Source organism: Faecousia sp. (genome assembly GCF_048519415.1).
In the GTDB taxonomy this organism is placed as follows: domain Bacteria; phylum Bacillota; class Clostridia; order Oscillospirales; family Oscillospiraceae; genus JAZOXB01.
In genome coordinates, this window is the sequence record NZ_DBFZUT010000021.1 from 1 (window position 1) to 21,629 (window position 21,629).

The following is a 21,629-nucleotide window of genomic DNA, read 5'->3' on the forward strand; positions in this document are numbered from 1 at the left end:
ATAAATTGCCAAACTGAAAGATTTTCAGAATACCGGCAGCCGATTGTTGGGGCGGCATTGCAGACGTAGTAGTGAGATTAGAAGTCCGGAATTTTGCTGGTTGCTGATTGAAGATTTTGCGATTATCAGTATTCTAAGAGAAGAAATGGTCAGATGACAATTCTGTATTTTCGCTTTGTATTCTTCATTTTTAAGTCTTCAGTATTCACTATTCATTCCAGCGACAGGATTTTCTAAATGAATATTGAAAATTTAAGAATGAATAATGAATAATATACTGCTAAATTGAAAGCCATTCAGGATACTCCATCCCTCTAAGTGACTGTAACTGCGGTACCACGGACGTGGCGATTCACGAGTTTATAGAAGATTGAAGGAATAATGCAATTGCAAAACCGGAGGACTTTTGCTATACTGCACTTGGTGATACTATGAAGGAGAACGTTCTGATCGAAAAGTCCATAGAGTTTGGTGCGCGGATCGTCAGGCTGCAGCGGTATCTTGTCGAAACGAAACACGAGACAGTTCTGGCAAAGCAGATCCTCCGCAGCGGTACCTCGATCGGCGCGAATATCAATGAGGCGCAGTACGGAAACAGCAGAGCGGATTTTATTGCCAAGCTGCATATTGCGCTGAAGGAAACGGCTGAAACGGAGTACTGGCTGCATCTGCTGGAAAAGTCTGACTATCTGGAGAAAAGCATGGCTGCTTCTCTGCTGAAGGACTGCCTGGAGATCAAGCGTATTCTGATCACCTCTATCAATACAGCAAAACAGAAATCCTGCCAGTGATGACCGGCAGGATTTTTCTTTCTGGTTTGATTCGTGAATAGGAATTGCGAAAACGGTCGTACTTCGCTATAATAGAAAAGAGCGCATGCTTAAGCACGGGCGTCCTCCAGCACGCTCCATGCGCTTTCCGCAAGAAAGCGGGCGGCGGGGAGCAGAACGGAAGAGTCCGGACAGAACGCGGCACTGTGCAGGCCCACCGGGCTGCCGACGCCGAGTAGGGCGCAGCAGATCGGGACCTCGCTTCCGTAGCAGGCGAAGTCCTCGGAGATCATCTGCGGCTCGATCTGCACGCAGCCGTTTTTGCCGAACACGGAGACGGCGGCGCGCTCCATTGCCGCTGCAAGCCCGGCATCGTTGCACAGGGCGGGCGTTCCGTCTGTCCTGCCGACTGCGGCGGTGCAGCCCCACGCGGCCGCGATACCGGCCGTGAGGGCCTCCAGCCGCGCCTTTGCCTGTGCCCGCGTCCGTGCGGAGAACGTGCGGATCGTCCCGAGCAGGATACAGCGGTCCGGAATGACATTGTTGCAGGTCCCGGCCTGAATGCACGTCACGGCCGTGACGGCTGGCTCTGCCTGTGGCAGGTCGTTGGCGCGGAGCGTTGTGAGGGCCGAAGCCAGCGCAGCGCCCGCGGGGATGGGGTTGCAGGCCCGCTCCGGTGCGGAGCCGTGGCCGCCGCGCCCCGTGACGGTGATCTCAAAGCTGTCCACGGCGGAGAGGATCGCGCCGGACCGGATGCCGAGCTGCCCCTGTGCCAGACCGGGCCAGACGTGCAGCGCCAGCATGCCCGCCATCGGAACGCGGCGAAACAGGCCCTGCTCCAGCACCTGCATGGCGCCCGTTGCGGCCTCCTCGGCGGGCTGGAACAGGAACAGGACGTTCCCGGCCAGCTGCTCCCGCCGCGCTGCAAGCAGGCGGGCTGCGCCGAGCAGGGCGGCCATATGGATATCATGTCCGCAGGCGTGCATGACGCCGGGAACGCGGGAGGAAAATTCCGCTCCGGTGCGCTCCGTGATCGGCAGGGCGTCCAGATCGGCGCGCAGGCCGACGGTGGGGCCGGGCAGGGCGCCGCGCAGGAGCGCGGCAGTGCCGGTCGGCAGACCGAGCGGGACCGGCTCGAGGCAGAGAGCCTCCAGCTCCCGGCGGACGAGCCGGGTGGTCCGGTGCTCCTGCCACGAAAGCTCCGGGTCTTCGTGGAGCTGCGTGCGGAGCTTTTGCAGGTGCGCCTGCAGCGCCGTCTCCTCGGGCGGCGTAATCGTTAAGATCATTTTGAAGTTCCTTTCCGCACACCGGCTGCGCCGGGCGCATGGGCGGAGTTTGGGCAGCACCGCACAATTCAACAAGAGCATTCGGCGAGAGATTTTTTGTCGAGACAAGGTTTGAAAAGTGCAGATGTACTTTGCGTACCTCAAACTTTTCGAACCGATGGATCGGCGGAAAATTTCCGGCGAAGGCCGAAGGAGAATGGTGCGGTGTCGCCTAAGATATTTTCAGGAAGGCGGCGCTTGAGATGAGCAACTACTATATTCTGACGAACCTGCTCTCGGATGATGAGCGCCGGGTGATCACCAGCATCGTCCGGCATATCGAGCTCGGTGGGAATAAGGTCGGCATTCAGCAGATCGCAAGTGAGAACTACGTTTCAACGGCGTTTATCATGAAGCTGTGCAAGCGGCTGGGCTTTGCGGGCTACAGCGAGCTTTATTACAATCTGGCACAGTCCAGCGGCGAGGGCCACCGCTCCAGCGATCCGGACCCGCTGTGCGGCCTTATCGACGGCTATACGCCAGAGCAGGCCGAGCAGTTCTGCAAAATGCTGATGCAGTACAAGGAACGCAAGATCTTCGTCGTCGGCGAGGGCTTTGCAGAAGAGGTCGCCAATTACATCGTCAAGCGGCTCGCCATCTGCGGCTTCATGGTGTTCAACCACGTCCACTTCTATGACTACATGCTCTTCCGCGAGGAGGCGAACCGCCAGATCACGAGCAATGTGGAGTCCTCACTCATCATCGCCATCTCGCAGAGCGGCGAAACGGAGGCCATCATCAACGACGTGCGCGAGGCGGAGAGCAAGGGCTTTTCCGCCATCTGCTTCACGCGCCGCTCGGATTCCAAGCTGGCGCGAATGTCGGACCTGACGTTCCTCGTCGACGCCTCCAACCAGACGCTCATCAGCGCCGTGCCGAACCAGTTTTTCGGCAAGGTCATCCTCGCGTTTGAGGAGCTGATGGGGCGGCTTTTCCGATAGGAAAATGCAATATGTTTATTTGAGCCGCTGCGGTGCGCCGCAGCGGCTCTTTACGTCATTCCGGTGTGCGGGGACTGCGCTGCGAATTCGCCGGAGCATTCCGGGAACAGAAGGTCCTCTGCTGCGAGATTGCCACGTCGCTTCGCTCCTCGCAATGACAAATCTATGGCCTTTTCCGTGCGCTCAATAGGGCGCGTGGTTGTTTTCCGGTTCGCCGGTCTCGTGCAGGCGCGGGTAGTCTGCGACCGTGAGCACGCCGAGGGACTTTGCATAGGCGCTGACGGCTTCGTGATAGTGGCGGCCGGTCGGTTTCCAGTCGATCTGCCCGGCAATGGCTCCGGTGTCATTGCCGCCGGAGGCCATATAGGCGCTGACCGTGACGCTGAGGCGCTCGTCCGGCGCAATGGGCGTACCGTCCGGCCGCGTGACAGAGAGAACCTTCTGCCCGCCGGGGCGGGTATGGTCCACTGCGGCGTGGAAGCCGGAGAAGGCGATGGCAGCATTATTGCCGAAGCGCTCCGGCTCATAGACGGCCTCGAGCAGGGCATGGAGCTGCGCGCCCGTGATGATCCCAGTGAACATTTCGTCGTCGAATGCGGCGCAGTAGAGCAGCTCCTCGCGCGTGATCTCACCCGGAAGCAGCTCGCCGCAGGCGCTGGTCGTGTTCATGTAGGACAGCTCCGTCTGCCCGCCATAGCGCAGGCAGTCCGCCAGAAAGTCGCCGAGCTTCGACTCGTGCGCCAGCGTCATGCGCCAGCGCTCGTTCAGGGATCCGAGGGGCTCCCGGAAATACGGCTCGAACGGGTCGGTGACGGAGCGGATATACCGGGTGATCTCCGGATCGGCCTGCCCGTTCGGGTCCGTCTGCACGACGGCGCAGCTGCGGTCCAGAATGCGGTGCGATGCGGCGTCCAGTGTCAGGCGGACATGCGCGATGCTTGCCCCGCCGAACCCGGCCTTGACGACGCAGGCTCCGCTGCGGACCTGCGCGCAGTCGCCGGGGATGTGCCCGCCGATCCAGACGTCCGCAGCGGGCGAGGCATCGATCAGCTCCGGCAGCTCACCCGTGAGCGTGCCGTCTGCCGCCTGATAAAACGGCATGTGCGTCAGCACGACGACGACGTCCGCGCCCGCGGCGCGCATTGCCGGGATATGGCGCGCGGCTGCTTCGGCGGCGGAGGTCATTACAAACGGGGCAAACGCGCTTTTCTCCACCATGTAGGGCGTGTATTCCGTCGTGAGGCCGAGCACGCCGATGCGAATGCCGCAGCGCTCGAGCAGGACCCACGGCTTCGTGCCGGGGACGGGCGCACCATCCGCTTTCCGGCGCACATTGGCGCAGAGGACCGGAAAGGGGCAGGCGCTGATGCAGCCGTCCAGAAAGGCTGGGCCGCGGTCAAATTCGTGGTTGCCGAGCGTCATGACGTCCGTTTTGCTGCGGATCATGGCGCCGACGAGCGGCAGGCCGGGCCAATAGTTCGTGCTGAAGGCATCGCCCGCATCCAGCAGAAGCGTTCCTGCCGGATTCTGCGCGCGCAGCCTTGCGATCTCGGCGGAAAAGGCCGGAAAGCCGATATCCTCACGGGAGGGGCGGATGCGGCCGGAGAAATCGGCATGGCAGAGCAGGTCGAGGACGATCTCTCTCATGGCGCTTACCCCTTCAGGCCGCCGCGCGACACGCCGGTGACGATGCTCTTGCGGCAGAAGATGAACAGCAGGATCATCGGCACCACGACGATGGTCGAGGCGGCCATCAGGCGCTCATAGCGGATGCCGCTGGAGGTCATGAAGGCGTAAAGGCCGAACGGCAGCGTGCGGACCTCCTTGGTATTTGTGGCGATGACGGTCCACAGGAAGGAATTCCAGCATGCAATGGCGTCAAGCAGACCGATCGTCACGAGGGCCGGGCGGGACATGGGCACCATGACGCGCCAGAGGTAGCGCCAGTTGCTCGCGCCGTCGACGCGGGCGGAATAATACAGGCTGTCCGGAATGGCCAGGAAGAAATTCCGTAGGATGTAGGTGTAGAAGATGCTGGAGGTAAACGGCAGGATCAGGGCAATGAGCGTGTCGTTCAGCCCGAGCTTCACGATGGTCGTGTAGTTCGTGATGATGAGCATCTCGAACGGGATCATCATCAGCGAAAGCAGCAGGGAGAACAGCAGGTCACGCCCCGGGAACTTCAGCCGGGAGAAGGCGAAGGCCGCGAGGATGGTCGTGAACATGGTGCAGGCGACGCAGACGATGGTCACGAGCAGGGAGTTGCAGAAATAACGCAGGAACGGGGCCTTCTCAAACGCATAGACATAGTTTTCAAACACGAGCTCCTTCGGCCAGAACGTCGGGGGAGTTGTGTTGACCTCGGCGGCCGTTTTCAGCGAGGAGATGATCATCCAGAAGAACGGCAGCACCATGATGAGCGCGCCGAGGATCAGAACGAGATAGGCAAAGGATTTTTTTGCAGTTTTCATGGCGGTACCTCAATAATTCTTCCACTTGCGCTGGATGAAGAGCTGCAGCATGGTGAAGATCAGAACGATGACGAACAGCACGACGGCGCTGGCCGCAGCCGGGCCGAGCTGCCACTGCTTGTAGAACATGTCGAACAGGTAATATACGACGGTATACAGCGAGTAGGCCGAGCCGGGATTGCCATTGAACAGCGGGAACAGCTCCGAGAAGACCTTTGAGGCCGAAATGACGTTCACGATCATCGTCAGGCCCAGCGTCGGGGCCAGCAGCGGCACGGTGATGCGGCGGAAGATGCGCCCGGAGGACGCGCCGTCGATGCGCGCGGCCGTGTAATACTGCGGGTTGATGTTCTGGAAGCCGGAGAGCAGCAGAATGATCGTGAACGGCAGCATGCTCCAGATGCCGTAGATGATGAGGGCGGCAAGATTGTAGTGCGGGTCGTTCAGCCAGTTCACGGGGGAAACGCCGAACAGCGACAGCGCATAGTTGATCAGGCCGTAATCGTAGTTGAACATCCATTTCCACACGAGGCCGACCGCCGTGACGGACGTGACCATCGGCAGAAAGTAGCACGTCTGGAACAGACCCTGCAGCTTCGTGCACGAGTTGAGCAGCGAAGCAAGGAACAGGGACAGCACCGTGACGATCGGCACGACGAACAGAACGTACAGCGCCGTGTTGCGCAGACCGTTGAGGAAATTCGCGTCATGGAAAATTTCGGCGTAGTTTCCAAGGCCGATGCCGGAGAATTCGCCGGTCATCAGGCTGTAGTCCTGCCGGAACGACAGCAGAATGACATTGATGAACGGATAGACGGTGAAGACCAGAAGACCGATGAGAAACGGGAGCAGGAACAGCCCCGGCTCTGCAAAGGTGCGGAAGGTCACGCGCTCGCCGTCTGCGCGCGTGCGCAGCTTGCGGCGGCTCATAAGTACCGCACCCCCGTCTTGGCGTCAAACAGGAACACGCCGCGCTTTTTCAGGCCGACGGCCAGCTCTGCGCCGGGCAGAATTTCCAGCTCGGCCGGGACAAGACCGCGAAGCTCGGCGGGGCCGGCCTGCAGGCGGACGAGCTCGTCCTTGCCGAGGGAGTAGCGCTCCAGCACGGTCGTGCGGAAGGCGGGCGTATCACCCTGCGGCAGGATGCTCTCGGCGCGGACGGCCAGAACGATCTCCTGCCCCTCTGCAAGACCGTCCGGCAGCGCCAGCGCAGCGGGGATGCCGCCGTCCAGCACAAGACGGCCGTTCTGCACAACGCCGTGCAGCTGGTTGATGGGAGGCGTGCCGAGGAAGTCTGCGGCAAAGAGGTTGACCGGGTTTTCATAGAGACCGCGGGCGGTGTCCTCCTGCTGGAGCACGCCGTCACGCAGCAGGACGACGCGGTCGGCGATGCTGCTGGCCTCCTCCTGATCGTGCGTGACAAAGACGGTCGTGATGCCGGCCTCACGCTGGATGCGGCGGATCTCCTCGCGCATCTCCACGCGGAGCTTGGCGTCGAGGTTGGACAGCGGCTCGTCGAGCAGCAGCACGTCCGGCCGTTTGGACAGGGCGCGCGCAATGGCGACGCGCTGCTGCTGGCCGCCGGAGAGCTCCGCGGGCTTGCGCTTGAGATACGGGGTGATGTGCACCATCTCCGCCAGCTCCTCGGCGCGGCGGATGCGCTCCTTCTTGGGGATGCGCTGAATTTCCATCGGGAAGCAGATGTTCTGCAGGACCGTCATGTGGGGATAGAGCGCGTAGTTCTGGAAGACAAGGCCGATGCCGCGCTTCTCCGGCGGCAGGCTCGTCACGTCGCGGTCGTCAAAGAAAATGCTGCCGCCGCTCACGGGGAGAATGCCGGAGATCATGTTCAGCGTTGTGGTCTTGCCGCAGCCGCTCGGACCGAGCAGGGCGATGAGCTTGCCGCTTTCCAGTGTGATGGAAAGGTCGTTTACGGCAACGGTGTCGCCGAAACGCTTGGTCAGATGTTCGAGTTTGATCTGCATGTCCGTATCACCTCAGTATTTCGAAAATGGGTGTGCCGTCGACATCGGGCATCGTCAGCCCGAGCATGGCGGCCATGGTGGGTGCTTCGTCGACCATGGAGCGGCTGCCGTGCACCGTGCCGGGCCGCACATCCGGTCCGGCGGCGAAGAACGTTGTGACCTCCTCGCGGGCCGGGCTGCCGCCGTGAGTCGCCACGCCGGTCTTCTTGTCGCCCGGCTGACAGCTGCGCCAGAGCGTGTCGCCGGCCGGGTATTCGCCGAACGCAATGGGAAGGCTGCTCTCCACGACAAAGTCGAACGGGCCGGACAGGCCGTAGCGCGCCTGCGCCTCGGCGGCATCGAGCACCATGCTGAGCTGTACGTCCGGGTCATGGCGCAGAGCCTCAAGCACGTCGCGCACGCGGGCCATCAGCGCGGCATCGTCCGGGTCGCGTACCTCAATGAGGGCGGCGAGACCGGTGGAGTGGCAGACGGCGTCGAACGAGGCGATCTTTCCGTCCGCATCGACGGTCAGAAGGCCGAGACGGCGGAAGTAGACGTTCATCAGGAAGGCATCGCGGATATCGGTCTGGCCGTGGTCGCCGAGGACGATGATGTTCGTCTCGTCCAGCGTTCCCTTGCGGCGCAGGCATTCCAGAATAGCGCCGAGCTGCTCATCGTGCATGCGCAGCTGCGTCTCGGCCTCCCCGCTTTCCACGCCGTAGGTGTGCCGGGCGGAGTCGAGGTCGCACAGCTTGACGAGCATGATGTCCGGCTGCGGGCCGTCCTCCAGGATGTCCAGCGCCAGCGCCATGGTGAACAGGTCAAGGCTGCGCGTCGGACCCATCAGGTAGCGGCCGTGTTTATAGAAGTAACGATCCATCAGGTTTGCAGTGGCCGTGTGCTCCAGCCATTGCTGGGGCTGGTAGCCCTGATAGCTGTATGGAACGATCATCGGCATATTCATGGTATAGTCCGCGCCGCCGGAGACGGGCCAGCTCAGAGAGCAGGTCGTCAGGCCGTTTTCGCGGGCGATGTCCAGCAGCGTTTTGCCGCGGACGTCCGATTTCATGCAGTACCACGGCGCGTCAAGATGGCCGCCGCGGGTCATTTTTTCATTGTGCACGATCCCATGCCGCCCGGCATAGGTGCCGGTCAGGATCGAGGTATGGCAGGTGTAGGTCAGGGCCGGGAGCACCGGCTCGATCTTTTCGACGAGCGCACCGCGCTCCAGGATCTGCGCGAAGTGCGGCATGCGGCGCATGCGCGCGACGTCGGAGGCACAGAGGGCATCGATACAGAATACAAGGACTTTCGACATAGGTTCTCCTTCCTGTTGGAACGGCGGCGGGTGTGGGCCCGGCCGGAATGCGCTGGTCTGCGTACAGGCGGACGTCCGCCGGGACGTCCGCCTGTTGAAATGGGCGGGTATTACTTTGCGAGGGCTTCGCGGCAGGCGGTCTCAAAGGCCGCATAGGCGGTGTCGGCGTCGCTGACATTGAGGGCAACGCTCTGGACCATCTTGTCGATCTCCGTGCGCATGGCCGCTGCGCCGGGGACGCTGGCGAGCATGCCGATGTCGTCGGCTTCCTCGGTCAGGGCCTTGACGGCGATGTTCGTCTCGGCGAACTGCTGGAACTCGGCGCTCTCGCGGGCTTCCTTATAGATGGGGACGGTGCCGAAGGCCTCGGCCCACTGCACGATGTTCTCGGTGGACGTGAGGAACTTCAGGAACAGGTAAGCGCCGCGGGCATGATCCTCATCGGTGCTGAGGCAGGCAAAGTTGTTGCCCCAGGAGGAGATGTAGCGGACGGGGCCTTCCTGCGGGATGGGCACGCAGCCGATCTCGAAGGCGTCGTTTACGGCCAGCTCAACATAGCTGACACCGGCGCTCGAGCCGATGTAGGAGGCGACGGCCTGGCTGCCGAACGGGCCGGAGAAGAAGACGTCTTCGCCGACAAGGCGGAAGTCGCCGGACTTCACAAGGTCTGCGAACCAGTTGAGCTTTTCCTTGGCGATGGTCTCGTCGATGGCATAGTTGCCGTCCTCGTCGATGTAGCCGCTGCCGGCCTGCATGATGAGGCACTGATAGGTGTCCACGAGGGAGTCGGTGCCGAAGCCGGGGATGCCTTCCTTCTCGTGAATGATTTTACTGCATTCTGCGAGCTCTGTCCAGGTCTTCGGGGCCTCGAGGCCATATTTGTCGAACATGGTCTTGTTGTAGAACAGGACCTCGCCCGCCGTGGTGCACGGGAAGACGTAGATGCCGTCGCCCCACTGGGTGATCTCGCTGTACTGACCGGCAGGAACGTTGTCCTTGAAGTTCGGGATGCCGATCTCCGGGTCGTTGATGTAAACGGACAGGTCGACAAGGCGGCCCTCGTTCAGATAGTTGACGGCGTCGGACGGATACATGTTCACAAGGTCCGGGCCAGTGCCGTTGCGGACGGCCTGCATGGTCTTGCTGTCGATCTCGCTGTACGGCTGCTGCTCGGCGACGAGCTCGTACTCATCCTGCGAGGCATTGAAGGCGGCTGCGAGCTCGAGGAACTTCTCTTCGTGCTGGTCGGTGTAGGAGTGCCAGTAGACGATCTTCGTCTTCTCGGTCTTTGCGGGCTTCGTGTCTTCGGTGGTCTTGCTGTCATCGGGGGTCTGCGAGGTTCCGGTGCTTGCGTCCGGAGTGCCTGTCTTCCCTGCGCTGCATGCCGCGAACAGGCTCGCGACCATGACCAGAGCAAGCAGAAGGGCAAGAATGCGTGCTTTCATGTGTTTTCTCCTCCATTGTCTCGTGTTTTTATCGGAACGTCGGATGACGCTCACTGCTCAGGAAATGGTGTCCAGGAATGCGGCAAGCTCCGCAAGCGTGTGGACGCACCAGGTATATTCCGGCTCGTGGATGCCCGGATAGGGGTCAATCCAGAGCGTCTGCCCGCCGATGGCAGAAATGGGCATCAGATCATTGAAGGCGTGGTCTCCGATGCTGATCAGGGCCTCCGGCCGCGCCAGCAGCGCAGGGTCAAGAGCCTGCAGGCTCGCGATCATGCCGTAGGGCTTGTTCGCACTGCTGCAGATCTCGCGGAACGCTCCGGCAAAGCCGAGCTGCCGCAGGAACTCCCGCACGGTCTCTTCGTAGGAATTGCTCAGCAGAACGACACGGCAGCGCTGCTCCAGCCGCATGATGGCCTCATAAAGCCCGCGGTCACCGTGCATCCCGGCCTGCTCCATCTGCAGGCGGGTCAGGCGATAGACCTCATTGGCACGGTCGCCGTCCAGACAGCCGAGCGCATCGCCAAGGTAGGCCAGAACGGCCCACGCGTCGCCGAGATAGACCACATCGTCGGCCTTCAGCGCCTCGGCATAGGTCATACCGGGCAGCACCCGCTTCTGCAGGGCCTGCACGAGCTCCGGCACGGTGGCGGCCTCTGCACGCCCACGGCGGTAAAAACGGTTCATGTCCAGCTCACGCCCGGCGAAGATCGCCTCTGCCAGCCGGACAAGGTCCGCCTCCAGCGGCTCGGCCCACGTCCCGGCAACAAGCGTCCGCAGATAGCCGCGGTGAAAGACGCTGTTCTGATAAATGGTTCCGTCGAGATCGAAGATGACGATCCGGTTTTGCATGGCGGGCCTCCCTTTGTGCGGCGGTTGGCAGGCTCGTGCGGATGATCCGGACCGCGCCCCTGCTGCCGTAACTTGATTATATCACAGGTTTGGCCGAAAAATTTTTTCGTTTGCGTGAAAATATGTCTTTTCGTCAGAAAAGCTCGGAAAAACATGAAAAAAAGACGATTTTACATGAAATTTATGCGGATTTAACACGAAGCCGGCTGGAATGAAAAAGAAAAGCACTTGTCAGAAGCACGCCGTGCCGTTATACTGGAAATAGAAAACAGGTGCGCACCGCGCACGAAAGGAGAACAACGATGCTGCTGATCCGCAACGCAAATATCAAGACCATGGCCGGGCCGGACCTGAAAAACGGCTGCCTGCTCCTCGAAAACGGGAAAATCGCCGCCGTCGGCCAGACGGTCGACGCGCCGGAGGGCGTTGAGACTCTCGATGCGCAGGGCCGCCTGCTCACGCCCGGCTGCGTGGAGGCGCACTGCCATATCGGCCTCGACAACGAGGGCATGCGCTGGGAGGGCATGGATTATAATGAGATCGTCGAGCCGCTGACGCCGCAGCTGCGCGCCATCGACTCCATCAATCCGCAGGACGAGGCCTTCGGGCTGGCCCTGCGCGGCGGCGTGACGACGGCCTGCACCGGACCCGGCAGCGCAAACGTCGTCGGCGGCACGTTCGCCATCGTAAAGCTGGCCGGAAAGCGCGTCGACCGGATGATTCTGCGCGCGCCCGCCGCGATGAAGTGCGCCTTCGGCGAGAATCCCAAGGGCTGCTACGGCCACGACAAGCGCCAGAGCCCCATGACGCGCATGGCGGTCGCCGCCCTGCTGCGCGAGCTGCTGCTGCGCACGCTCCGCTACCGCGACGACAAGGCGGCGGGCAAGAATCCGGCTTTCGACATGAAGCTCGAGGCCATGCTGCCCGTAGTCAACGGCGAGATCCCGCTCAAGTGCCACGCCCACCGCGCGGATGATATCCTGACGGCCGTGCGCATCGCGCGCGAGTTTGGCCTGAAGCTCACGCTGGACCACTGTACGGACGGCGAGCTGATCGCCGACGAGCTGGCAAAGGAGCAGGTCCCGGTCTTCGTCGGACCGTCGCTCGGCGGCAAGACGAAGGTCGAGCTGCGCAACAAGAGCTTCACAACGGCGGGTACGCTGTACCGCGCGGGCCTGACGGTCAGCATCATCACGGATGCGCCGGTCATTCCGCTGCAGTATCTGCCGCTGGCGGCCGGACTGGCGGCTTCGGCCGGTCTGCCGATGGAGGAGGCGTGGCACGCCATCACCATCAACCCGGCCCGCAGCCTCGGCATCGACGCGCGTGTCGGCAGTCTTGAGCCGGGCAAGGATGCGGACCTCGTCCTCTGGACGGCGGACCCGCTTACGACGATCGGCGGCGAGGCGTGGATGACGTTTGTGAACGGCGAGGTCGTGTACCGCGCGGAGTAAGAGAATATAAATCGTAAAAAATCCAGCCAAGGTGGGATCACTCCCAACCCTGGCTGGATCATTTTTATGCGTTCAGGGCCGTATCCCTGCGCTTACTTCAGCGCAGCCAGACGGGCCGTGATGGCGGCAAACTGGGCGCGCGTCGCGCTCTCTCACGCGGGGCGAGCTCGTTGTTGCCCATGCCGAGGATGATGCCGTTGCCGACAGCCCAGGTCATGGGCTCAGTGGCATAGCTCTGCACGCTGGAGGCATCGGTGAAGCTGCTCAGGTCGCCGGTCGTCGTCGTGTCCATGTTCTGGGAGGCGGCGAAGCGATAGAGCATCGTGACCATTTCCTCGCGGGTGACGTCGTCATCCGGACGGAACAGGCCCTTGTCATCGCCGATGACAACCTTGGCCTCCTGTGCCCATGCGACGGCGTCAGCATACCAGTCATCCTTGAGGTCGGGGAAGGTGCTCGTGCCGGTGACGGCAGGGCTGCCCGCCTGACGGTACAGGACGGTGGCGACCATGGCGCGGCTCAGCGCAGCTTCCGGACGGAACGTGCCATCGCCGAAGCCGACGAACAGGCCGTTGACAAGAGCGAAGTGGACGCTCTCGGCGTACCAGGCGTTTGCATCGAGGTCGGTGTACTGCTCGCAGGGATCCTCTTCCACAAGCTCGACCTTCACGCAGCGCTCGGTCAGGTCCAGCGGCAGCTTGCCGTTGTTGGCCTTGCCGATGGCGCGCAGAGCTTCGATGGCGCTGATGTTGTCAATGGGAGCCTCGTTCACGTTCTGCACGGGAGTCTTGTTCTCAAAGACGGAGCCGGGCAGGGTGGCGCAGTACTCGTTGACGGCAACGCGGTAGGTCTTCGTATTGTCCTTGATGTCGACGACGGTGCCGTCATCGAGCACGATGGACACGACGGTGCGGGCACCGCGGACCGGTCGGCCGTTTTCATCCTTGCCGTCCGGCTCTGCCGTGTACTTTACGACCATGCCGGAGAACTGATCGCCGTAATTGCTGTTCTTGAAGGAATTCTCCACGGTAGCGGCAAGCTCCGCGCCGGTGAGGTCATAGGTGTAGAGGCGGTTGCCGAACGGGGTGATGGCGTAGATATCGCCGACGGTGACGGTGCGGGTCGTCTCGCCCTCGTTGGCCAGAAGGTCGCAGCGGATGCCGCCGCTGTTCGTGAAGGCGACGACGGTGTTGAGCTCCTTCGTAGCCTCGAGCATCAGGCCGGTCAGCCAGTTGCCCGCGATGGTGCTGCTGCTGTTGCCGATGGGTGCACGGCGGGTGATGCTCTGGTCGGCAACGCCGAGGACCTCGGACATGTCGCCCTTCACCGCATCCCAGGAGGCGTGGCTGATGGCGAGAACGGTCGGGTCAAGCTTCGTGTTGCCCTCGGTGTCATAGAGGTTCTGGGTGTTGTCGCGGCCGGTAGTGTTCACATAGCTCGGGTTCACGACCGTGACTTCCTTCGTCTCGGTGTTGAACTGGATCTTGGCGTTGGCATAGCCCTTCGCCTGGCAGTTGCCCTGAATATAGGCTACACCGTTGTCGGCGACGCCGTAGGAAACGCTGTGGGAGTGGCCGCCGACGACGAGGTCGACAAGCTCGGAGTTGACGCTGTTTGCAAGGCCGCGCGGGCTGGCGTGCGCCACAACGACGACGACGTCAGGGTTCTCGGCTGCAACGATGGACTCGATCTTCGCATTGAGCTTCTCAATGCTCGGGTCGATGTCATACGGGGAGATCTTGGCGGTCATGATGTCCATGGAGTAGTCAGGGATGTAGCCGACAAGCGCGACCTTCACACCGGCCTTGTCAACGATGACATAGTCCTTGACAAAGGAGGCGCGGTTCGTCGTACCTGCATCATAGAGATTATAGGCCAGAACGGGGATATTGCTGTCGCCCTTGAACTCACCGATCTCATAGGCGGGCATGGTGCCGTCCTCATCGGCGGCATAGGCCTTGACGTCCCAGTCGAACTCGTGGTTGCCGAGCGAGACTGCGTCATAGCCCATGGCGTCGAAGGCGGCGCGCAGAGCGTTGCCGTAGGTCAGGTTCGAAACGGGAGTGCCCTGATAGATGTCGCCGCCGTCAAGCAGGAGAACGGCGTCGTTTTCGGCATTGGCACGGGCCTCGTTCACGACATTGGCGATGTAGGCCATGCGGTACTGGAACGTGGACTCGTTGCCGGAGGATGTGTCGACAAGGTAGCCGTGCACGTCGGTGGTCTCAAAGACCTCGATGGTCTTCACGGGATTTGCTTCTGCGTGGACGGTCCACTTCGTTTCACGGCCCGGGGTGATCTCCTTGCCCTCAGCGGTCATTTCCTTGATGTATTCGCCAATGATGAGGGGCACGGAGCCGCCGACGTTGTTGAAGCGCTCGGAGATGGTGGCATCCCACAGAACCTCGTCGCTGCTGGAGGTGATGCCGGTGGAGGCAAACCAGCCGTAGGCGTCGGAGTCCTTCGTCGCGCTCAGACGGTAGGAGCTGAGGCAGGCGTAGATCGTGTCGTCATCCTTCACGGCCGTGCCGTCCGCGTAGGTGATGTTCTGCACGCGCTGGTTGTCGGGATTGCCGACATAGACGTCGTAGTTCACGCCGTAGAACGTGTCGCAGCCGAAACCGCCGCCGCCAAGCTGACCGTTGTCTTTGACACGGTAGTTCTGTGCCGTGTGCTGCATCCAGCTCTTGAGCTGGGCGCCGGTCATCTTGATCATGTAGAGCGTGTTGTTGTCGTACTGATACAGGGAGTAGCAGTCGCGCAGGCTGATGTCGCCGGAGGTTGCGCCGTCGGCCAGCAGGGAGCTGACGCTCCAGCCGCGCTTTGCGACCGGCGTCGTCATGGAGATGACGTGCTCCTTCGTCGGGTCGATGTTGTTGTCGGTGCAGGCGGCCCAGATCTGTGCCTTGTGGACGAGATCATAGGAATCGCTCTGCGTGAGGTAGTAGTTGGAGATGGTGTCCCAGGTGCCGGAGACCGTGCCGATCTTCTTGTTGACGAAGGCATCGGAGCGCTCGAAGAGCGGAGTGATGAGGTCCTTCAGACCGTCGTAGTTGGGGTCGCCGGACTTGAAATCCGGGCTGGGGACGCGGATGTCCATGCCGTTCTCGTCCTTGCCGAGGGCAGAGTTCAGAGGATGCATGGTGGACTCGGCTGCGGTAACGGTGACCTTGCCGTCGGCGCCCTTCGTGAGGGTGAGGACGGTCTCACCGAGGGTGGAGCCGCCGCCGTTCATAACGAGGACGTTCTCGCCGTTCTTGTTCTGCAGGGTAACGGCGTTTCTCTGATGGTTGTGGCCGGTCAGCAGCATGTCAACGCCGGTGGTATGCGTTGCAAAGTAGCCGCCTTGGTTCTCCTGATTGTAGATGTCAGGATTGCCCTCGCCGCTGTGCATGGCGACGATGATGTAGTCGCACTTCTCCTGCATTTCCTTGCCGTAGTAGTTTTCCCACTCATAGACATAGGACTTTTCGGTGTTGTCGGGATGGCCGAACGTGCAGCCCTCATAGTGGCTGGCGACGTCCCAGTTCGCGTTGTTCATGTTCTCGAAGCCCAGCAGACCGATGGTGAAGGTCGTGCCGTCCTCGAACTTGTAGGTGAAGGTCTTGTACGGGGAGAACACGGATTCGTTCGTCTCCGTCTCCACGACGTTCGAGCAGATGACGTCGACGGGCTGACCGGCGACGGCCTTGTCCGTGGAGGTCAGCAGATTGTAGTAGTTCCACTGAATCTGCGGCGCATAGTTGAACTCGTGGTTGCCCAGCACAAAGGCATCATAGCCAATGTAGCGCAGCGCAGTCGCCATGGGGCTGTTTTCGCCGCCCTCCTGGAGAATGTTGTAGCTGCTCAGCGCGCTTCCCTGCAGAATGTCGCCAACATCGATAAGAATGCTGTCGTCCACGGCGGCGCGGCGCTCTGCGACGAGCTTCGCCGCCTGCAGGAAGTTGTTGCTCAGGGCACTGTTCTTGTAGGAGTCCCAGTCGTATGCACGGCCGTGCATATCGGTGGTCGTCAGGATGCTGACGGTGATCGAATCGGACTTCGCCTCGAAGACGTCATCCGCGACCGGGGCATTCGTGTGGCCTTCGGCTGCGTAGGACGCGTAGACCGAGGTCAGCTTGGTCTCTGCCGCGCCTGCCGGGATGACTGCCACGGAAAGAACGAGGCAGACCACGAGCAGAAGCGAGAGAAGACGCTTTGCAATGTGTTTCATTTCAAGACTCCTTTGTTTGTAGTTGCAGCTGCGCTGCACGTTTTGGAAATCGTGACAAAAAACCACCATTCATCACAGGTTCCGTCGGCAATAATCTAACACTTTGTAAAGAAATTGTAAAGGAAGCGGGGAGACCTGAGGGAAAAATTGGGAGAACTGACAAGAAAGTCTTGTTACGGGAAGCTGATTTTCTCTTTGTGAAAAACAGCAAAAACTGCGCAAAGCGCCGCTGTCGCAACGTTTTCCTGCATTTTTTGCAGCAAAGGGAGCCACAGCGTGTCCGGCGGGATTTTGACAGAAAAAACAGGAAAATTCTGGACAATATGCTGCATATGCAATATAAAAAACGGGCTGTCCTGCTAGGGACAGCCCGAAAACCGCTTTTCGGCATTTTGACCATGTGCATGAAATCCTACATGGAATCGCGGCGGAAGCGGGCACGATTCAGCCCAGCGCGATGTCCAGAATCATCATCACGCTGAAGCCGACGGCGAAAAAGATCGTGCCGATGTTCGAATGCTTGCCCTCGGACATCTCGGGGATCAGCTCCTCCACGACGACATAGAGCATTGCGCCTGCCGCAAAGCTCAGAAAATACGGCAGGGCAGGGGCGACGAAGCGCGCCGCCAGCACGGTCAGCACCGCGCCGACCGGCTCGACGATGCCGGAGAGCACGCCGCCTGCAAACGCGCGCATGCGGCTCTGGCCCTCAGCGCGCAGCGGCAGAGAGATGATGGCGCCCTCCGGAAAATTCTGGATGGCGATGCCGAGCGAGAGCGCCAGCGCTCCGGCGGCGGAGATCTGGGCCGTTCCGGTCAGGTATCCGGCGTAGACGACGCCGACGGCCATGCCCTCCGGGATGTTGTGCAGCGTCACGGCGAGGATCATCATGGTCGTCCGCTGCAGCTGCGTGCGCGGGCCCTCGGCCTGACCGGCGTTGCGGTGCAGGTGGGGGATGACGCGGTCGAGCAGCAGCAGGAAGGCCACGCCGATCCAGAAGCCGACGGCGGCGGGCAGGAACGAAAGACGGCCGAGCGCGGCAGACTGATCAATTGCCGGGATGAGCAGGCTCCAGACGGAGGCCGCGACCATCACACCGGCGGCAAAGCCGGTCAGGGCGCGCTGCAGCCGGTCGCCGAGCGCTCTGCGAAGGAAGAACACGCAGGCCGCGCCGAGCGTGGTGCCGAGAAACGGGATGAGGATCCCATAGAATGTTGTCATAGGCGCCTCCTATTGTGGTTAGTATATACTAACCACATGGTAGCATAAATCGCTGCAGGATGCAAGCCGGAAATCTAGGGACCTCTGAATAAATCGCCTGCGGTGGATGCCGGATCTTTTTCGTCAATCCATCGGTATGAAAAACTTGAAATACACAAAGTATTCCTGCGTTTTCCATACCTTGACTTGCCAAAAAACCTCTCGCCATCCACTCTTGCCGATTTAATCAGAGGTTCCCTAGAAAAAATGCCCGCCGCATCCGCGGCGGGCTGGCTCAAATCAGATCGTACCGGTGATCTGCAGGGTGGCAGAGCCGGGGGTAGCGGTCCATGCGCCGGTCGCAGGATCCTGAACGGCGGAGGCGGCCGGAATCGTGATTGCGCCGGGCACGGTCCGGAACAGACCGGTCGCCGGGTCGTAGGTGTAGTTGGATGCAAGCCAGGCATCGCTGTTGTAGGTCACGGCGATATTGCGCAGGATCGGATCGAAGCGGTCGGTGACGGTAATGCCCGCGGCTGCGTCGGCCGCAGCGCCGCCGTAGTTTTCAATCGTGAACGTGTAGGTGAGCGTGCCGCTGTCGCTGACGCGGACCGGCTCAAGGGCCTTGACGATGCGAAGCTCTGCCGCTGCCGCCGCCGGGAGCGTCTCCGTCGCCGTGACGGCATCCGTCAGCCCGCCGCCGGTGACGGTCACGGTGTTCTCGATCGTGCCCTCTGCCGAGGGATCGGCAAAGGCATTGACGCGGGTCGTATAGACCAGCGTGATTACGCCGCCTGCGGGAACGCTGATGCCCTCGATGCGGATGCCGTTTGCCAGTACCGTGACGGCCGGGGCCGTCTGCAGCACGCCGTTTGTGAAATAGCGGAGCGTTCCGGGCTGATAGGTCAGCGGCGTGAGCTGCACCGTGCCGCCCGTGGCAGGAAAGTTCGTCGTGCCGAGCGTGTCGGTCACGGTCAGCCCGGTCAGCGCCGCCGCACCGGTGCTGCGCAGCTGGACGACATAGGTCACAAGGTCGCCGGTGCGGTAGCTCTCTGCGGCTGCCGTTTTTGAGGCGGTCAGGACCTGCACGAGCTCGCCCGTGACGATGTTGGAGTTGACGGTGCCGCCGTTGTAGGTCAGCGTGGCCTGATTCGTGAAGGTTGCCATAGTATTTCTCCTTTCCGGAGAGCACATCGCCCTCCTTCGACAGCATATGCCGAAGGGGGGGGCGATCGGGAACCCGGCTCAGCGCCGCAGCCAGCCTGCGGGCAGCTCCGCGAGCGGGGCCGGAAACGAGACGCGCGCGCCGATTTCGGCAAAGCGCTCTGCCAGCGGCGCGGGGATGCGGCCGTCGGGGTCCGGGCTGAGGTTCAGCATGAAATTGGCGTGGCTGGCGAAGCACTGCTCCATGAGGCCAAGCGCCCAGTCGGCGCTCTTTGGCTTTTTTTCGTCGTCGCGGTAGAACCACGTCCGCGTCAGCTTCTGGCACAGTGCGCCGGGACCGGCAAAGCCGGGCGTCAGCTCCTGCCCGGCGCCGTTTTCGAAGAAGACGACGTCCGTGCCGGAGATGCCCTCCGTGCAGCCGATATTCATGAGCAGGCAGTTCGGCTGCAGGCGCTTGACGAGGGCATCGACTTCCTCGAACGGCAGCTCGCGGTAGGACGGGCCGCCCCACGGGGCGTTCCAGCCGTCTATAATAAGATAAGGTATCTCGCCGTAGTTCGTCAGCAGCTCCGTGATCTGCCCGAGCACGAGCTCGCGCTGCGCAGGGGGAAAGGAGCGCCGCCCGATCCCGGCCGTCAGGTCGAGCACGGAGAAGTACAGGCCCGCCTGCAGACCGGCTGCGCGGAAGGCCCGCAGGAATTCCGCGACGATGTCCGTCCGGACCGTGGCCTGCGCGACGCTGTGGTTCCCAAATTCGGACGGCCAGAGTGCGAAGCCCTCGTGGTGCTTTGCCGTCAGGACGGCAAAGCGGCAGCCTGCGCTTTTGGCGATCTGCGCCCAGCGATCGCAGTCCGGCGCGCGCGGCGCCCAGTCAGATTCGGGGAAGGGATAACGGCGCGGCTCCCCGCCGTTTTCCAGATCGAATTCCCAGTCGATGATGTCGGGATTTGCATGGAACTGCACGGCGGCACTGTTCCAGTGGATAAACGTGCCGAGCCGGAGGTTGATGAAGTCGCGCTGAAGCGCACAGAGATGGTCCATTCGCGGGCCCGCCTTTCCGATTTTCTATGGGATGATTATACGGGCAAAGCAGGCGTTCGTCAAGCCTCTACACGGCGCTGCGCGAAGCGCCGCTGCAGAATGTGCATGTCGTGGAAATAGATGGGGACGAGGAAGCAGTCGGCCAGCAGCCATGCGGCGGGGTTTGCAAGGCAGATGGCGGTGTAGCCGATCCAGCGCACGACGGCAAAGCCGACAAAGCAGCGGGCGATCGTCTCAAACACCCCTGCAAACACGGCCTGCTGCGTGAAGCCGACGCCCTGAATGAGGAATCGGAGCACGTTGACAAGCGTCAGCAGGAAATAGCAGCTGGCGTTCCACACCAGAAACTGCTGCGCCAGCAGACCGATCTGGTCCCGGACGGCGGCGCTCTCCGCAGAGTCGAGGAACAGCAGCGACAGCTTGCCGCCGAAGAGGGCAAGAACGCCGAGGCCGAGGGCGGAATAGGCGAACATCAGCAGCACGCAGGCGCGCACGCCGCGGTGAATGCGGTCGAGCTTCATTGCGCCGTAGTTCTGCCCGCCGTAGACGGCCATGGTCGTGCCTGCGGCGTCGAACGGGCAGGTGAAGAGCTGGCTGACCTTGTTTGCTGCGGTGACGGCTGCGATGGAGACCGCGCCGAGGCCATTCACGGCCGTCTGCACGACGATGGTGCCGATGGCGGTGACGGAATACTGCAGGCCCATCGGCACGCCGATGGCAAACAGCCGCGTGATATGTGTGCGGCTCGGCCGCAGCTCACCGGGGCGAAAACGCAGAACGGGATAGCGCTTTCCCATGATGGCCAGACACAGCAGGCCGGAGATGGCCTGCGAGATCACGGTCGCCCACGCCGGGCCTTCCACGCCCATGCCGAGCACGGCGACGGCCAGCAGGTCGAGCGCAACGTTCAGCAGGGAGGAGAGAACGAGAAAATAGATCGGGGTCCGGGAGTCTCCGAGCGAGCGGATGACGCCGGAGACGAGATTATAAAGGATGATGGCGGGGATGCCGAGGAAAATGACGAAGATGTAGTCGTAGGCATACCGGAAAATATTGTCCGGCGTGTTCATCCAGCGCAGCACGGGCGTGCACAGCAGTGCCGTGGCCACGGTGAGCACCACGGCGAACGCAGCCGAGAGCCAGATACTGTTTGCCACAAAGCGGCGCAGCTCCGCTTCGTCGCCCTCGCCGAATTTCTGCGCCACGGGGATGACGAAACCGTTGCAGATGCCGATGCAGAAGCCGAGCACCAGAAAATTGACGGAGCTCGTCGAGCCGACGCCCGCAAGCGCGTCCATGCCGAGAAAACGGCCGACGACGAGTGTGTCTACCATATTATATAGTTGTTGGAACAGCAGGCCACCAAGCAGCGGCAGCAGAAAGCCGATGACCAGCCGCGTGGGGGAGCCGGTCGTCAGGTTCCGGGATGCGGTTTTTGCCATAAGAGTCCCTCCGGAGTCCATAGAAA

Annotated in this window: 16 protein-coding genes; 3 read left to right on the plus strand and 13 right to left on the minus strand. The window is 61.6% G+C overall.

Annotated features, from left to right (window positions below):
- The first annotated feature begins 431 nt into the window (after positions 1-431).
- Positions 432-791 (plus strand): four helix bundle protein, encoded by a 360-nt coding sequence (locus ACMKFF_RS02345; RefSeq protein ID WP_367927249.1) that lies wholly within the window; start codon positions 432-434, stop codon positions 789-791.
- 89 nt (positions 792-880) lie between these two features.
- Here ACMKFF_RS02345 and ACMKFF_RS02350 read toward each other — a convergent pair whose 3' ends face one another.
- Positions 881-2,056 carry a M20 metallopeptidase family protein gene (locus tag ACMKFF_RS02350; RefSeq protein WP_419495918.1) on the minus strand — a complete coding sequence of 392 codons (1,176 nt, stop codon included), beginning with the start codon at positions 2,054-2,056 and terminating at the stop codon, positions 881-883.
- A gap of 242 nt (positions 2,057-2,298) precedes the next feature.
- On the opposite strand from ACMKFF_RS02350, the gene ACMKFF_RS02355 reads away from it, so the two are divergent.
- The gene (locus tag ACMKFF_RS02355; RefSeq protein WP_349135221.1) at positions 2,299-3,036 is read left to right on the plus strand and encodes a MurR/RpiR family transcriptional regulator; all 738 of its coding nucleotides are present in this window, start codon (positions 2,299-2,301) and stop codon (positions 3,034-3,036) included.
- 183 nt (positions 3,037-3,219) lie between these two features.
- Here the strand turns inward: ACMKFF_RS02355 and ACMKFF_RS02360 are convergent, their stop codons facing one another.
- The 7 genes from ACMKFF_RS02360 to ACMKFF_RS02390 all read right to left on the minus strand — a co-directional run bounded on the left by ACMKFF_RS02360 (position 3,220) and on the right by ACMKFF_RS02390 (position 11,089).
- Positions 3,220-4,683, minus strand: a complete 1,464-nt coding sequence (locus ACMKFF_RS02360) for a bifunctional metallophosphatase/5'-nucleotidase (RefSeq protein ID WP_419495919.1) — start codon at positions 4,681-4,683, stop codon at positions 3,220-3,222.
- 5 nt (positions 4,684-4,688) lie between these two features.
- Entirely contained in the window at positions 4,689-5,507 is an 819-nt protein-coding gene (locus ACMKFF_RS02365) for a carbohydrate ABC transporter permease (RefSeq protein ID WP_367927246.1), read from the minus strand.
- Between the two features lie 9 nt (positions 5,508-5,516).
- On the minus strand, positions 5,517-6,437 hold the full coding sequence (locus ACMKFF_RS02370; protein ID WP_349135224.1) for a carbohydrate ABC transporter permease: 921 nt from the start codon (positions 6,435-6,437) through the stop codon (positions 5,517-5,519).
- Positions 6,434-7,492 carry an ABC transporter ATP-binding protein gene (locus ACMKFF_RS02375; RefSeq protein WP_367927245.1) on the minus strand — a complete coding sequence of 353 codons (1,059 nt, stop codon included), beginning with the start codon at positions 7,490-7,492 and terminating at the stop codon, positions 6,434-6,436. Before ACMKFF_RS02375 ends, ACMKFF_RS02370 begins: the two co-directional genes overlap by 4 nt.
- A gap of 7 nt (positions 7,493-7,499) precedes the next feature.
- Positions 7,500-8,792 carry an alkaline phosphatase family protein gene (locus ACMKFF_RS02380; protein WP_419495920.1) on the minus strand — a complete coding sequence of 431 codons (1,293 nt, stop codon included), beginning with the start codon at positions 8,790-8,792 and terminating at the stop codon, positions 7,500-7,502.
- A gap of 110 nt (positions 8,793-8,902) precedes the next feature.
- Complete coding sequence (locus tag ACMKFF_RS02385) at positions 8,903-10,237, minus strand: extracellular solute-binding protein (RefSeq protein ID WP_419495921.1); 1,335 nt, start codon at positions 10,235-10,237, stop codon at positions 8,903-8,905.
- Between the two features lie 57 nt (positions 10,238-10,294).
- Positions 10,295-11,089 carry an HAD family hydrolase gene (locus tag ACMKFF_RS02390; protein WP_419495922.1) on the minus strand — a complete coding sequence of 265 codons (795 nt, stop codon included), beginning with the start codon at positions 11,087-11,089 and terminating at the stop codon, positions 10,295-10,297.
- 302 nt (positions 11,090-11,391) lie between these two features.
- Here ACMKFF_RS02390 and ACMKFF_RS02395 point away from each other — a divergent pair, with 302 nt between their 5' ends.
- Positions 11,392-12,543: an amidohydrolase gene (locus ACMKFF_RS02395; protein ID WP_419495923.1), complete on the plus strand. Its 1,152-nt coding sequence runs from the start codon at positions 11,392-11,394 to the stop codon at positions 12,541-12,543.
- Between the two features lie 97 nt (positions 12,544-12,640).
- On the opposite strand, the gene ACMKFF_RS02400 is transcribed toward ACMKFF_RS02395, so the two are convergent.
- The 5 genes from ACMKFF_RS02400 to ACMKFF_RS02420 form a co-directional block, all read right to left on the minus strand.
- Positions 12,641-16,756 (minus strand): 5'-nucleotidase C-terminal domain-containing protein, encoded by a 4,116-nt coding sequence (locus ACMKFF_RS02400; RefSeq protein ID WP_419495924.1) that lies wholly within the window; start codon positions 16,754-16,756, stop codon positions 12,641-12,643.
- A gap of 444 nt (positions 16,757-17,200) precedes the next feature.
- Complete coding sequence (locus ACMKFF_RS02405; protein ID WP_419495925.1) at positions 17,201-17,977, minus strand: ZIP family metal transporter; 777 nt, start codon at positions 17,975-17,977, stop codon at positions 17,201-17,203.
- A gap of 279 nt (positions 17,978-18,256) precedes the next feature.
- On the minus strand, positions 18,257-19,123 hold the full coding sequence (locus ACMKFF_RS02410; protein ID WP_419495926.1) for a hypothetical protein: 867 nt from the start codon (positions 19,121-19,123) through the stop codon (positions 18,257-18,259).
- Positions 19,124-19,201: 78 nt separating this feature from the next.
- Positions 19,202-20,161 (minus strand): alpha-L-fucosidase, encoded by a 960-nt coding sequence (locus ACMKFF_RS02415; RefSeq protein ID WP_419495927.1) that lies wholly within the window; start codon positions 20,159-20,161, stop codon positions 19,202-19,204.
- Between the two features lie 59 nt (positions 20,162-20,220).
- Positions 20,221-21,603, minus strand: a complete 1,383-nt coding sequence (locus tag ACMKFF_RS02420; protein WP_419495928.1) for an MATE family efflux transporter — start codon at positions 21,601-21,603, stop codon at positions 20,221-20,223.
- Positions 21,604-21,629: the final 26 nt, after the last annotated feature.

What these genes read in the sequence shown, in the direction of transcription:
- ACMKFF_RS02345 (WP_367927249.1), top strand. Translation starts at nt 432, where the DNA reads ATGAAGGAGAACGTTCTGATCGAAAAGTCCATAGAGTTTGGTGCGCGG.
- ACMKFF_RS02350 (WP_419495918.1), bottom strand. Translation starts at nt 2,056, where the DNA reads ATGATCTTAACGATTACGCCGCCCGAGGAGACGGCGCTGCAGGCGCAC.
- ACMKFF_RS02355 (WP_349135221.1), top strand. Translation starts at nt 2,299, where the DNA reads ATGAGCAACTACTATATTCTGACGAACCTGCTCTCGGATGATGAGCGC.
- ACMKFF_RS02360 (WP_419495919.1), bottom strand. Translation starts at nt 4,683, where the DNA reads ATGAGAGAGATCGTCCTCGACCTGCTCTGCCATGCCGATTTCTCCGGC.
- ACMKFF_RS02365 (WP_367927246.1), bottom strand. Translation starts at nt 5,507, where the DNA reads ATGAAAACTGCAAAAAAATCCTTTGCCTATCTCGTTCTGATCCTCGGC.
- ACMKFF_RS02370 (WP_349135224.1), bottom strand. Translation starts at nt 6,437, where the DNA reads ATGAGCCGCCGCAAGCTGCGCACGCGCGCAGACGGCGAGCGCGTGACC.
- ACMKFF_RS02375 (WP_367927245.1), bottom strand. Translation starts at nt 7,492, where the DNA reads ATGCAGATCAAACTCGAACATCTGACCAAGCGTTTCGGCGACACCGTT.
- ACMKFF_RS02380 (WP_419495920.1), bottom strand. Translation starts at nt 8,792, where the DNA reads ATGTCGAAAGTCCTTGTATTCTGTATCGATGCCCTCTGTGCCTCCGAC.
- ACMKFF_RS02385 (WP_419495921.1), bottom strand. Translation starts at nt 10,237, where the DNA reads ATGAAAGCACGCATTCTTGCCCTTCTGCTTGCTCTGGTCATGGTCGCG.
- ACMKFF_RS02390 (WP_419495922.1), bottom strand. Translation starts at nt 11,089, where the DNA reads ATGCAAAACCGGATCGTCATCTTCGATCTCGACGGAACCATTTATCAG.
- ACMKFF_RS02395 (WP_419495923.1), top strand. Translation starts at nt 11,392, where the DNA reads ATGCTGCTGATCCGCAACGCAAATATCAAGACCATGGCCGGGCCGGAC.
- ACMKFF_RS02400 (WP_419495924.1), bottom strand. Translation starts at nt 16,756, where the DNA reads ATGAAACACATTGCAAAGCGTCTTCTCTCGCTTCTGCTCGTGGTCTGC.
- ACMKFF_RS02405 (WP_419495925.1), bottom strand. Translation starts at nt 17,977, where the DNA reads ATGACAACATTCTATGGGATCCTCATCCCGTTTCTCGGCACCACGCTC.
- ACMKFF_RS02410 (WP_419495926.1), bottom strand. Translation starts at nt 19,123, where the DNA reads ATGGCAACCTTCACGAATCAGGCCACGCTGACCTACAACGGCGGCACC.
- ACMKFF_RS02415 (WP_419495927.1), bottom strand. Translation starts at nt 20,161, where the DNA reads ATGGACCATCTCTGTGCGCTTCAGCGCGACTTCATCAACCTCCGGCTC.
- ACMKFF_RS02420 (WP_419495928.1), bottom strand. Translation starts at nt 21,603, where the DNA reads ATGGCAAAAACCGCATCCCGGAACCTGACGACCGGCTCCCCCACGCGG.